This is a genomic window from Salinivibrio sp. ML198 (assembly GCF_001996015.1).
Classification (GTDB): domain Bacteria; phylum Pseudomonadota; class Gammaproteobacteria; order Enterobacterales; family Vibrionaceae; genus Salinivibrio; species Salinivibrio siamensis.
On sequence record NZ_MUEZ01000012.1, the window covers coordinates 49,750 to 62,545 of the forward strand.

Sequence of the window (12,796 nt, forward strand, 5' to 3'; positions counted from 1 at the left end):
TTATTCTCCAATCGATAATAACCACTGGCTAACAACCAATTCGGTATTTAGCCCTGTATGAATTTGTAACTGACGCTGTAATTGATGCAGCGCACGTAGTAGTGAATGAACTTGCTGGGTGGTCAGCACATTGGCCACCTCGGCAACCCGTTGATGATGATGCCGATGTACAATGGTCTGCCCCACACCTTGACGCCATTTAAGTACATCAAGCAGAAAATGACTGAGCCAGTTCAATGAAGCGGGATAGTGTGCGACCAACACCTCGATAGTGTCAAACAGGCCCGTTCTCTCGCGCACATAGGTAGAAAAGCCTTCCACCACACTATGGTGATGATCTAACCCGCCCGATGCCACAAAGTCACGAGCAGCCAAGGGGGCGCCCCGATATAAGCTTACCGCATGGTCTGGCACCGAGCGCTGCAATGCTTGCTCGATCCACGCCTTGGCTGTGTCAGCTTCAGCCTGCGGTGCCTTCCACACACTGCAGCGACTGACAATGGTCGCAAGTAAACTATCCAGCGAGTCTGTCAATAACACGAAGTAACACCCTGAAGGTGGCTCTTCTAGCGATTTAAGCAACGCATTGGCCGCGGCTTCCCCTAAACGCTCGACACACTCTATGACAATAAAGCGCGCCCCGCCCAATTGCGACGTTTCCAGCGCTTGTCGTTGCACTTTGCGCACTGCATCAATACCAATCTGCTTGCCGGGCTTCTCGGGGGCTAGCCAGTGAATATCGGGGTGGTTACCCGCCGCGAAAAGCTGGCAATGATGACAATGCCCACAGGCGCTATCGTTTTGATGGCCGCACAGTCGCACCTTGGCAAGCTGGCTTATCAACGCGCGACGGCCGCTGCCCGGGGGAGCGGCCAACAAGAGCGCATGCGGAAAGCGCGCACTCGTCAAGAGTTGCTGCCAATGCGCCCAAACGCCTTCAAACCAGGGATAAACGTAAGGCGCTGGGTATGCCAATGTTATCTTGTCACTCATACGCCTGGTTGCTGCTTAAGCCAATTTTCTAGTGCCGTTTTAATCTGAGCGGTCACTGTGTCTAGCGACTGGCCCGCATCAATCACCACCACACTGGGATCGTCGTTTGCCAATGCCAAATAACGCGCTCGCGTGCGCTCAAAAAAATCCAGTTGCATGGTCTCAATCCTATCCAACTCACCTCGACCCCGCGCACGTGCAAGGCCTACCTCTGGGTCGATGTCCATATACAAGGTCAGTGAGGGGGCAAACGTCCCCAAGACCGTTTCTTTGAGGCTTTTCATCAGCGACGTGTCCATACCCCGTCCCCCACCTTGGTAAGCCTGTGATGACATATCATGGCGATCACCCACCACCCATTGGCCCTTCGCCAGGGCGGGTTTGATCACGTTTTCGACAAGCTGTACCCGTGCGGCGTAAAGCATGAGAAGCTCGGCTTTATCCGTGAGCGGTTCATCTGGGTGACCTTGTTTGACAAGCGTACGCAACTGTTCCGCAAGCGGCGTACCGCCGGGCTCTCGCGTAGTGATCACATCCTGGATTCCGGCGTCGAGTAACACCTGTTTGATCTGATTGATGGCCGTACTTTTGCCCGCGCCTTCAAGGCCTTCTACAACGATGAAATGGTTCTTCATTGATTCTTCAACACTTTTAAGTAATCACGCACGGCCCGATTGTGTTCGGCCAAGGTGGTAGAAAATTGGTGGCCGCCTTTACCCGTGGCGACAAAATAGTAGTAATCCGTTTTTGCTGGCTGGGCAGCGGCAAAGATGGCCGCTTTACCTGGCATCGCGATCGGCGTCGGGGGCAAGCCATTAATCACATAAGTGTTATAGGGCGTCGGTGTACGTAAGTCACGTTTACGAATATTCCCCTCATACTGATCGCCCATACCATAAATCACGGTGGGATCGGTTTGTAAACGCATACCGCGTCGCAACCGATTAACAAATACCGACGCCACCTTTTCTCGCTCACTCGCCACCGCGGTCTCTTTTTCAATGATGGAAGCCAGGATTAATAGCTGATAAGGGGTTTCTATCGGTAAGTCCTCGATACGTTGCTGCCAAGCCTGCTCCAAGGCCACTTCCATTGCACGCGCGGCGCGTTTTAGCAATGCAATATCGGTATCCCCCACATCATAAGCGTAGGTTTCAGGAAGCAGTAATCCTTCTAATTTATCGTGTTTGAGCCCAAGCGCATCAGCAATTGCCTGTTCACTCATGCCATCCAATGTTTTGTCAAGATGCGGCGCGGAGGCAAGCTGCTTGCGCCACTGGGCAAACGTACTCCCTTCGACAAAGGTGATTTCATCTTGATATTGCTGCCCTGAACGCAGAGTCGCGAACGCCTCGGCTAGTGTTTGTCCAGGTTGGATCTGAAAGGTGCCCGCTTGCACCCGAGTCAGCTCTGGATAAATCCGTGGCGCAAACTTCGACCAGATGCTTGATGCCATCCAACCGTTGTTTTCAAATTTTGCAATGACCTTATGGTAATGTGCACCGCTAGGGACAGTGAATAGCTGAGGCGTCTGCAAGGATAACGGCGTGGAAATAAACGCCTTCGTTTGCCACAGCACCCCAGCGACTGAGGCCAAGACTATCGCCATCAATACGCTCACCAGCCCCAAAAATCGCTTTTTTAGCACGCGTTTAACCTCTGTTGTAATCGCCTTGTCAGCGTATGCGTTTTATAACTTGTTTCATTGATGGATGTCACTGGCACCACCTTCATCAAGGTATTGCAAATAAACACTTCATCGGCACACCACAGCGCCGTCTCATCGACCGCGACCGTTTTACATTGGTAGTCCGTGAAACCTTCAATCACGGCCATCACTTTTTCTCGCATCAGTCCCGCCACACCGGCATATGCCAAATCAGGTGTATAAATGACATGGTCTTGGCACCAGAAAAGATTGGACGCCGTGGTCTCAACCAGGTTGCCAAACATGTCCGCGACCACGAAATCATCGGCCTCCACGTCTTCCAGTGCCAGCTTTAGACGCACCTGCTCTAACCGATTGAGATGTTTAAGCCCCGCAAATGGTGACGCGCCAAGTTGCATCTGCGTCGTCGCCAACGCCACCCCATGCTGTTGCCAATGATGATAATGGCGAGGAAACGGATGTAGGCTAACAATGACGGTTGGCGACGAGCAGCCTTTGGGACTGTAACCGCGTCCCCCCTGGCCTCGGGTGATAATCACCTTCAACACCTGTTCATCCTGCGAATACTGACACGCTTGATCGAGCGTTATCGCGAGTGCCGACCAATCAACCTCGCGAATGGCTAATCGCTCACAAGTGCTTTGTAAACGCAGTATATGTGCATCGCGATCAAGTAATAGCCCCTGATACACATGGCCAGTGGTAAAGCAACCATCACCAAATTGGAGCCCTCGGTCAGCGACCGCTAATTCGCGACAAGGATGTCCGTTTACCCAGATCATCTATCAACCTCGACAGTCAACTATTCTTACCGACAATAAAAACCTTACCGACAATAAAAAACGGCCCGAATCGTCGGGCCGTTACTATAGCAGACTCTTTTTAGGCTGTATAAACGCCTATGCGTATTACAGCTTTTTGAAGATCAAAGAGCCGTTGGTGCCACCAAAACCAAAGGAGTTACACAAGGCGTACTCCATTTTTACGTCACGCGCTTCGTGCGGTACGTAATCTAAATCGCAACCCTCATCGACATTATCAAGGTTGATCGTTGGTGGTACGGCTTGATCAATCAGCGACATGGCAGTGATAATTGACTCAGCAGAGCCTGCCGCACCGAGCAAATGACCGGTCATCGACTTGGTTGAAGAGACCAATACACTGTCCGCCGCCTCGCCCATTGCACGACGGATCGCTTTACTTTCCGCCACATCGCCTGCCGGTGTCGAGGTACCGTGCGCGTTAACGTAACCGATTTGTGCTGGGTTAATCCCCGCATCACGAATCGCTGCTTCCATCGCCAGTGCCGCCCCTGAGCCATCTTCACTGGGTGACGTCATATGGTAAGCATCCCCGCTCATGCCAAAACCGGCTAATTCACAGTAAATGGTCGCGCCACGTGCTTTCGCGTGTTCATATTCTTCAAGCACCATGACGCCAGCACCATCACCCAGCACAAAACCATCACGATCTTTGTCCCATGGGCGAGAGGCCGACTGTGGATCATCGTTACGTGTTGATAATGCTTTGGCGGCGGCAAAACCGCCAATACCAAGCTCGGTAGAGGCTTTCTCTGCGCCGCCGGCCACCATAGCGTCTGCATCACCGTATGCAATCATACGGGCGGCATGACCAATATTATGCAGGCCTGTGGTGCATGCGGTGGAAATCGAGATGTTTGGGCCACGCATGCCGTAATTAATCGACACGTGCCCTGCAATCATATTAACGATGGTTGATGGGACAAAGAAGGGGCTGATTTTACGTGGACCCTTCTCCATATACGCACGATGGTTTTGTTCTATCAAACCAAGACCACCAATGCCTGAACCTATCGCGACACCAATACGGTGTGCATTGTTGTCATCAACTTGCAGTCCGGAGTCTTTAATGGCTTGCACACTGGCAGCAATGCCATATTGAATGAACAAGTCCATTTTTCGTGCATCTTTTTTCGACATGTAGTCTTCACAATTGAAGTCCTTAACCATGCCCGCAAATTGAGTAGCAAAGTTAGTGGCATCAAAATGCTCAATCGCTGAGATACCGCTTTGCCCGGCTAGCAGAGCTTTCCATGAAGACTCAACTGAGTTACCCACGGGTGACAACATACCCATGCCAGTCACAACAACACGACGCTTAGACACGATGATATTCTCCGGAGAATATAAGTTTGGAAATTAGAATAGCTTAAAAAGAACACAGGCGGTCGAGGAGACCGCCTGGTAGGATTCTGAGATTACGCTGAAGCGCCGACAACGTAGTCGATAGCTGCCTGTACAGTAGTAATCTTCTCTGCTTCTTCATCTGGAATCTCTGTATCGAATTCCTCTTCAAGAGCCATTACCAGCTCAACGGTATCCAGAGAGTCCGCGCCCAAGTCGTCTACGAATGAAGCTTCGTTTTTCACTTCTGCTTCGTCGACACCTAGTTGCTCAACGATGATTTTCTTTACGCGTTCTTCGATGTTGCTCATATTAATACTAGTCCTTACAAGATTCGCAGATGCGATATGTGCTGTAGTTTATTCATTAATGTGGAAGTTGCAAGACCTCCACGGCTGGTCAAACCACGATTTGGGGACAAATCAATCGGAGTTTGACGTGTGTCATTCGAGATTGCAACGGTCTCGATCAAATCATGTACATACCGCCATTGACGTGCAAGGTCTCGCCCGTCATATAAGCAGCATCATCAGAGGCTAAAAACGCCACCGTTGCAGCAATCTCTTTTGGATCACCCAAACGCCCTGCTGGCACTTGTGCCAGCGTCGCAGCGCGCTGTTCATCATTTAGCGCCTTGGTCATATCGGTTTCGATAAAACCAGGCGCGACTGTATTCACTGTGATGCCACGCGCAGCCACCTCACGTGCCATGGATTTGGTAAAGCCAATCACGCCGGCTTTTGCTGCCGCATAATTTGCCTGTCCCGCATTACCCATCACACCGACCACAGAACCAATATTAATGATTCGGCCACAGCGTTTTTTCATCATCGCACGCAATACTGCCTTTGATAAACGGAAGATTGACGTTAAGTTGGTGTCCATAATGTCCTGCCACTCATCGTCTTTCATCCGCATCAATAGGTTATCACGAGTGATACCCGCGTTGTTAACCAGAATATCAACGTCGCCAAATTCTTTTTTGATCGTATCAAGCACCTCTGCGACCGACTCTGGCGAGGTCACATTGAGTGCCAGGCCTCTACCGTTTTCACCGAGATAATCGCTAATTGCAGCGGCGCCTTTTTCGCTGGTCGCCGTACCAATCACGGTGGCACCACGCTCCGCTAAAAGCTCTGCCGTTGCTCGGCCGATCCCACGGCTTGCGCCTGTCACCAGCGCTACTTTTCCGTCTAGTTTCATTCGGTTACCCTTTTAGTTGATTCTGCCGGCATGCACCGGCAGTCACAAAGTGTCTTCGTAATACGGTTTATGCCTTCGCAGTGGCGAGGCTGGCGCTATCATTGACGGCCGCGCTGCTCAACGCCTTGTTGATGCGTTTGGTCAAGCCAGTCAGTACTTTACCTGGGCCAAATTCCAACAGCTGTTCCACCCCTTCAGCCGCCATATGCTCAACCGTTTCGGTCCAGCGCACCGGGCTATGTAATTGACGCACTAAGGCTTCTTTAATTGCAGCCGGCTCTATCGGCGTTTCCACATCAGCGTTGTTGACCACAGGAATATGTGGCGCATTAAACGTGACAGATTCCAGTGCTTGCGCCAGTTTTTCTGCTGCCGGTTTCATCAGCGCACAGTGAGAAGGCACCGACACTGGCAGCGGTAATGCACGTTTTGCACCCGCGTCTTTACACAACGCATTGGCGCGCTCCACCGCTTCTTTATTACCCGCAATGACCACTTGGCCTGGCGAGTTGAAGTTAACCGGTGAGACCACCTGGCCTTGCGCCGCTTGCTCACAGGCTGCCGCAATCGCATCGTTATCCAAGCCAATAATTGCCGACATCGCTCCCACACCGGCTGGGACCGCCTCTTGCATCAATTGACCGCGCAGCTCGACAAGCTTAACGGCTTCTTTAAAATCCAATACACCCGCACAAACCAAAGCAGAATATTCACCCAAACTATGGCCAGCAAGCATCGCGGGCGCGGCACCACCTTGTGATTGCCAGACGCGCCAAATAGCCACAGACGCCGTCAACAAAGCTGGCTGTGTGCGGTGCGTTTCATTTAAATCCGCTTCTGGCCCTTGCTGGACCAATGCCCAAAGGTCATAGCCAAGCACTTCTGAGGCTTCTGCAAACGTCTGCTGGACAACACCATATTGTTCGGCGATCTCCCCGAGCATACCCACGGTTTGGGAGCCTTGACCGGGAAAAACAATCGCAGTTGAAGACGTCGCTGTTGAAGAACTAGCTGTTGAAGACATAGCTGTTTTCCTATTAATTTTAGAATCTTACGAGCGCGGATCCCCACGCAAAACCACCACCAAAGGCTTCGAGTAACACGGTGTGTCCGCGTTGAATACGCCCATCACGTACCGCCTCATCCAGTGCGGTCGGTACTGACGCTGCCGACGTATTGCCATGACGGTCAAGCGTCAATACCACTTGATCCATCGACATCGACAGTTTTTTCGCTGTCGCTTTAATAATGCGGTAATTGGCCTGATGCGGCACCAACCAGTCAATGTCTGTCTTTTCAATTTGGTTGGCCTGAAGCGTTTCTGTCACAATATTGGCCAGTTGTGTCACCGCCACTTTAAAGACTTCATTCCCCGCCATATAAAGCCAAGCTTCACCGGCCTCTAACGATTGACCACGCTCTGGATACTTAAGTTTCAAGAGCTCACCAAATTTACCGTCGGCTTTTAAGTGGGTGGACAAAATACCATCATTTTCATCGGCGGAAAGCACGACGGCGCCTGCACCATCACCAAACAAAATGATGGTGGAGCGATCATCGGGATCACAGGTATGTGAAAGGCGATCAGCGCCCACAACCAGTGCATTTTTGGCTAACCCGTTTTTAACATATTGATCCGCGACACTTAACGCATACACAAACCCAGAGCATGCCGCCGCAATATCAAAAGCGGGACAGCCTTTAATCCCCAACATCGCTTGCACATCACAAGCGGCAGCGGGAAAGGCACGCTCACCACTGGTGGTCGCCACAATAATCAGGTCAATGTCATGTTTATCAATGGCAGACATCTCTATCGCCTGCACGGCGGCCTGATAAGCCATCGAGGCAACGGTATCTGTGGGTGCAGCAATGCGACGCTCTTTGATCCCCGTACGGGTCACAATCCATTCATCACTGGTGTCTACCATCTGTTCAAGGTCAGCATTGGTGCGAACCTGTTCAGGCAAATAGCTGCCTGTGCCCAAAATCTTACTATACATGAAGACTACTAATGCCTCTCGAGAAGAACTGCCTCTAAACGGTCACTTATCTTAGTTGGGATTTGCCGTTCGACCTCGTGCACCGCTTCAAAAATAGCGTTTTCGTAAGCGGCGATATCAGCGCGTCCGTGACTTTTTACAACGATGCCGCGCAATCCTAGCAAACTTGCGCCGTTGTACTGGTCGGGTTTCAGCTGTTGGAGTTGATTTAAAAGATCAGAAAATAGCCATTTCGCGATCCAACGCTTAATAGGATGCGGGTGGAGATGGGCTTTCACCTTGTCGATGATCAAGCGTGCGACACCTTCGCTGGTTTTTAACGCCACGTTGCCGACAAAGCCATCACAGACAATCACATCGGTCTCGCCTGTATAGATTTGATCGCCCTCAACGTAGCCGGTATACCGCACTGCCTCACTTTGCTGCAAGAGATCGGCACAGCGGCGCACCAAGTCATTCCCTTTGATCGCTTCTTCACCAATGTTTAGCAGCCCGATTCGAGGTGTATACCCCAATTCAGCCTCCGCCAACACCGCGCCCATCACTGCAAATTGGAATAAGGTATCGGCATCACAGGCCACATTGGCGCCTAAATCCAGCAACCATTTACGTTGATAATTAGCACCTGGTAAGGCTGTCACTAGAGCGGGACGGTCGATGCCGGGTAAGAGCTTGAGCAAGTATTTGGATAGCGCCATAAGCGCGCCGGTATTGCCCGCACTCACACACGCATCTGCTTCACCACTGGCCACCTTTTCCAGTGCGACACGCATAGACGTGCCATGGCTGCGACGCAGCGCCGTCGACGGTCGCATGTCATTAGGAATAACGTCCGGGGCATGGACGATAGATAGTCGGGAATGATGCTGGGCATGGCGTTGATTCAGTGACGCCTGGATGCGAGATTGATCGCCCACCAGGATCACATTTAGGTCCGCAAAACGCGACAATGCCTGCACGGAGGCAGGCACTGTGACTTGGGGACCGAAATCCCCGCCCATCGCATCGAGTGCAATGGTTAACCTAGTCAAGGGTCAACCTTACTTGTTGATAACCTTGCGGCCGCGATAGAAACCATCTGCCGTCATGTTATGACGCAGGTGAGTTTCACCGCTAGTTTTGTCTACAGATACAGCTTGAGTACCCAGTGCATCGTGTGAACGACGCATACCACGCTTAGAACGGGTTTTACGGTTCTTTTGTACGGCCATTGACCCTACTCCTCGTTACTTTGCTTTAAGTTTTTTAGTACGGCAAACGGATTTGGACGCTCATCAGCAAGTGGGATTTCCCCATACACCATGTTGTCTGCACTGACCTTACAGTCGGTGTCTTCGTGCATGGCGACTTGTGGCAAGGCCACAATCAACTCGTCTTCGACTAATTGAATCAGATCAATCTCACCGTTTTCGTCGACTAATGCCGGCTCATAAGCATCCGGTAAATTGCCAACCTGGTCATCATTGAAAACCGGGCTATAAACGAATTCAGTTTCACAGCGATATGGAAATGGTTCCCAACAACGTTGACACTCAAGACTCACTGTTACGGTCGCACGACCGGTGACAGTTTTGAGCCCTTGGGCGTCAATGTCGAACGAAAGCATCACTTCCGCATCACTATCGATGCTTTGGGTTGCCTCACCGAGACGCACTAAACGCTGCTTGTCTACAATACCATCATAGTCAAGTTGCTTTTGTGCACAACGGAACGGATCAACCGTCAGCGGTAGCTTTACCTTCTGCATAGGGCGCGAATATTAGCCTCCAAATGCGCTGGAGTCAAAGAAAATGTTACCTGTGTCAGGCGCGAAAGGATGATAGAGACAAAAGCGCACAAGCCATTGGTGATCGGGATGCCTCTGGCGCCTCGTTTACTCAGACCGGCAACGATGAAAACCAACCCTTTCACCGCGGTCAACAAGCCAGCCAGGCATACCTCTCCCGCTTTGCCCGACTCAAAGTCGCGCCCGCTATTTTTTCAGGTTAGACTGAGAGTTGAAAATAAACAATCATCGACCACGCAGATTGTTTAGTCACCTTCAACTGCGCGCAATATAAGGAACGATCATGCACACGACGCAACCTCCCAAAATTGTGCTGGCTTCAAGCTCACCGTATCGTCAAGCCATCTTTAAAAAGTTTGCGCTTCCGTTTACTGCATTCGCGCCGGCGATCGATGAAAGCCGGCATGAAAACGAGCGTGCCACCGACATGGTTGAACGCTTGGCACTCGAAAAAGCCATGGCGGGGATGCCGCTATTCGATAATGCTCTCATTATCGGTTCAGACCAAGTTTGTGTGATTGACGAGGAGATACTTGGTAAGCCGCATGCGCGAGAGGTAGCGATCGAGCAGCTAAAACGGGCAAGCGGAAAGCAAGTCACCTTTTATACAGGAATCGCGTTGATTAATAGTGATACGGGAGAACATCAATCGGACGTTGAGCCCTTTCATGTCGATTTTCGTGAGCTAAGCGAACAAGAAATCGTTCGTTATATCGACAAAGAACTGCCGCTAGATTGTGCCGGCAGCTTCAAATGTGAAGGCTTGGGTATTGCCCTTTTCAATGCTATGCACGGGCGTGATCCGAATACCCTTGTAGGCCTCCCACTGATACGCTTGCGTGAAATGTTAGAAAAGGAAGGTATCTCAGTTATTTAATGCGCTAACTCATCGTCAGCGCACTCGTATTTGCAACCGTATCAACACGCACTTAAGGATAATCAAAGCGGCCAATTAGCTCACCAGCTCGTTTAGGCTGTTTAGTACGGCAACTGGCTCATAGGTCGAGAGGCTGGCGGCGCCTTCTACGCCCCAAGTGACGGCAAGCCTTGCCATATCCGCATTGATGGCCAATTGCATATCATGGCCGGTATCACCAATCATCAGTGCTTTATCACGTGGAATACCTGTTTGCGCTAACACTTCATCCAACATTTGAGGATCCGGCTTAGAGGCCGTTTCATCGGCGCATCGGGTCACCGAAAACAAATCGTGAGTTCCCGTTTCCGCCATGGCCCGATCGAGTCCAGCGCGTGATTTCCCAGTTGCCACCGCGAGCGTAAAACCCTGCGCTCTCAAAGAGATAAGGGTGTTTTTTACGCCAGGATAGAGCTGACAAGGCGTCGGATTATCGTAGACAAATTGTTGACGGTAGTGCTGAATCCAATCGGCATACCACGCCGGATCAGCGTCAGGGTAAAGCCGCTGATAGCCCTTTTCTAAGCTCAAGCCAATCATGGTTTGCAAGCGTTCTGGTGGCAATATAGGCAACTGCTCAGTCAGCCGAGCCGCCGCGTCCAGGCTTGAGACAATGCGCCCAATCGAATCCATCACAGTGCCATCCCAGTCAAAAATTAACAGTGAATATGGCGCAATCACGGAATGCGACGGTCGCTTGATCTCGCTTACGCCAGGTTGCCAAGGGGAAGTAAACGGTGATTCAACTGTCATTGCTTTAACCTCTGAGTGATGCTGTTTTCGCCCTTAGTCCCTCAAGCGCCCGCTCAAGCTTAGGCTCCATCGGCGCATTAAGCGTCATGCTTTCATCCTTGCCTGGGTGTAGGAAGCGGATGGTGGCCGCATGTAAAAATAAACGATCCAGCCCAAACGACTTGGTATACGCATCAAAACGTGGATCGCCATAACGATCGTCCCACGCCAACGGATGACCCATATACTGAGCGTGCACACGAATTTGATGCGTTCTCCCAGTCACAGGGCTTGCTTGCACTAAGGTTGCTTCAGCGAAGCTTTCAAGCACTTTAAAACGGGTTTCTGACGGCTTACCTTTAGGGTTAACGCGGACAATACTGTTCACCTCATTTTTCAATAAAGGTGCCGTTACTTTGCGCTGTTTAGCGGGCCATTTGCCCATCACCAAGGCGTAATAGTCTTTACGTACTGTTTTTTCGCGAAATTGCGCTTGCAAATGACGCAACGCGGAACGTTTCTTCGCAATCAGCAAAATCCCAGACGTATCTCGATCGATCCTGTGTACGAGCTCCAAAAAACGTGCCTTAGGGCGAAGCGCGCGCATCGCTTCTATTGCCCCAAATTGTAACCCACTTCCTCCGTGCACCGCTGTCCCCGAAGGTTTATTGAGCACCAACAGATGGTCATCTTCATAAAGAATGCAATGCTCAAGCGCGGCCACTTTGTCTAATTTAGTACTGGGCGCGGCTTTCTCATCGCGCTCTGGAAGGCGGATGGGAGGCACCCTCACCACATCTCCGGCTTGCAGCTTATACTCTGGTTTTATGCGTTTTTTATTAACTCGCACTTCTCCTTTACGAAGTACGCGATAAATCATACTTTTTGGGACGTTTTTCAGCTGATTTCGCAGAAAATTGTCAATTCGTTGGCCGGCGATATCGTCATCGATGTCGATGAATCGCACTTGAGTTTTTTGTTCTGTCATAACCTTCATTCTACCGCTAAGCACAGCGACATGCACCTGCTACGGCAAGTCACCCCTCACTTAGCACAGCAGCGGGTTGTGTTCCCCCCTGTAACCGCGAGCGGCACAAGGCATTATCGTGCAAAAAAACACCACGTCTGCGCGGTTTTACTACCAACACAACATAAGCGAATAAAGCCGATTGCTGGACTTTAGTCTCCCTGCTATAGTTGCGGCGTTAATCAGAAAAGCAAACGCTTATCTGAAACACAGCTTATCGCCTGTGACAGCGATTTCATCAGTAGAACATGCACTTTTCGACAAAAGGCCTGGTCTGTGATGAGTCAATCAAGTGATAGCTG

At 50.9% G+C, this 12,796-nt stretch carries 15 protein-coding genes; 1 reads left to right on the forward strand and 14 read right to left on the reverse strand.

The genetic code is table 11. From position 1 onward, the window contains the following. The 12 genes from holB to yceD form a co-directional block, all read right to left on the reverse strand. Entirely contained in the window at positions 1-993 is a 993-nt protein-coding gene (gene holB / locus BZG25_RS09985; protein WP_077578971.1) for a DNA polymerase III subunit delta', read from the reverse strand. Further along, positions 990-1,628 carry a dTMP kinase gene (gene tmk / locus BZG25_RS09990; protein ID WP_046075443.1) on the reverse strand — a complete coding sequence of 213 codons (639 nt, stop codon included), beginning with the start codon at positions 1,626-1,628 and terminating at the stop codon, positions 990-992. Before tmk ends, holB begins: the two co-directional genes overlap by 4 nt. Continuing rightward, positions 1,625-2,641 (reverse strand): endolytic transglycosylase MltG, encoded by a 1,017-nt coding sequence (gene mltG, locus BZG25_RS09995; protein WP_077578970.1) that lies wholly within the window; start codon positions 2,639-2,641, stop codon positions 1,625-1,627. Before mltG ends, tmk begins: the two co-directional genes overlap by 4 nt. Then, positions 2,635-3,444 carry an aminodeoxychorismate lyase gene (pabC, locus tag BZG25_RS10000; RefSeq protein WP_077578969.1) on the reverse strand — a complete coding sequence of 270 codons (810 nt, stop codon included), beginning with the start codon at positions 3,442-3,444 and terminating at the stop codon, positions 2,635-2,637. The genes mltG and pabC overlap by 7 nt, the downstream gene beginning before the upstream one ends. A 126-nt stretch (positions 3,445-3,570) precedes the next feature. Then, positions 3,571-4,809: a beta-ketoacyl-ACP synthase II gene (gene fabF, locus BZG25_RS10005; protein WP_046075440.1), complete on the reverse strand. Its 1,239-nt coding sequence runs from the start codon at positions 4,807-4,809 to the stop codon at positions 3,571-3,573. A gap of 92 nt (positions 4,810-4,901) precedes the next feature. Next, entirely contained in the window at positions 4,902-5,138 is a 237-nt protein-coding gene (acpP, locus tag BZG25_RS10010) for an acyl carrier protein (protein WP_046075439.1), read from the reverse strand. 157 nt (positions 5,139-5,295) lie between these two features. Further along, entirely contained in the window at positions 5,296-6,030 is a 735-nt protein-coding gene (gene fabG, locus BZG25_RS10015; protein ID WP_046075438.1) for a 3-oxoacyl-ACP reductase FabG, read from the reverse strand. A gap of 67 nt (positions 6,031-6,097) precedes the next feature. After that, entirely contained in the window at positions 6,098-7,054 is a 957-nt protein-coding gene (gene fabD / locus BZG25_RS10020) for an ACP S-malonyltransferase (protein WP_077578968.1), read from the reverse strand. A gap of 19 nt (positions 7,055-7,073) precedes the next feature. Next, complete coding sequence (locus BZG25_RS10025; RefSeq protein ID WP_077639022.1) at positions 7,074-8,033, reverse strand: beta-ketoacyl-ACP synthase III; 960 nt, start codon at positions 8,031-8,033, stop codon at positions 7,074-7,076. A gap of 8 nt (positions 8,034-8,041) precedes the next feature. Next, a complete protein-coding gene (gene plsX, locus BZG25_RS10030; protein ID WP_046075435.1) occupies positions 8,042-9,064 on the reverse strand; it encodes a phosphate acyltransferase PlsX in 1,023 nt (340 codons plus the stop codon). A 9-nt stretch (positions 9,065-9,073) separates the two neighbouring features. Continuing rightward, entirely contained in the window at positions 9,074-9,244 is a 171-nt protein-coding gene (rpmF, locus tag BZG25_RS10035) for a 50S ribosomal protein L32 (protein ID WP_046075434.1), read from the reverse strand. Positions 9,245-9,249: 5 nt separating this feature from the next. Then, the gene (gene yceD, locus BZG25_RS10040) at positions 9,250-9,780 is read right to left on the reverse strand and encodes a 23S rRNA accumulation protein YceD (RefSeq protein ID WP_077578967.1); all 531 of its coding nucleotides are present in this window, start codon (positions 9,778-9,780) and stop codon (positions 9,250-9,252) included. A gap of 322 nt (positions 9,781-10,102) precedes the next feature. Here yceD and BZG25_RS10050 point away from each other — a divergent pair, with 322 nt between their 5' ends. Next, entirely contained in the window at positions 10,103-10,696 is a 594-nt protein-coding gene (locus BZG25_RS10050; RefSeq protein WP_077578966.1) for a nucleoside triphosphate pyrophosphatase, read from the forward strand. A gap of 75 nt (positions 10,697-10,771) precedes the next feature. Here the strand turns inward: BZG25_RS10050 and BZG25_RS10055 are convergent, their stop codons facing one another. Both BZG25_RS10055 and rluC read right to left on the reverse strand, forming a co-directional pair. Further along, positions 10,772-11,488: an HAD-IA family hydrolase gene (locus BZG25_RS10055; RefSeq protein WP_077578965.1), complete on the reverse strand. Its 717-nt coding sequence runs from the start codon at positions 11,486-11,488 to the stop codon at positions 10,772-10,774. Between the two features lie 4 nt (positions 11,489-11,492). Beyond that, positions 11,493-12,455 (reverse strand): 23S rRNA pseudouridine(955/2504/2580) synthase RluC, encoded by a 963-nt coding sequence (gene rluC / locus BZG25_RS10060; protein WP_077578964.1) that lies wholly within the window; start codon positions 12,453-12,455, stop codon positions 11,493-11,495. Between the last annotated feature and the right edge of the window lie 341 nt (positions 12,456-12,796).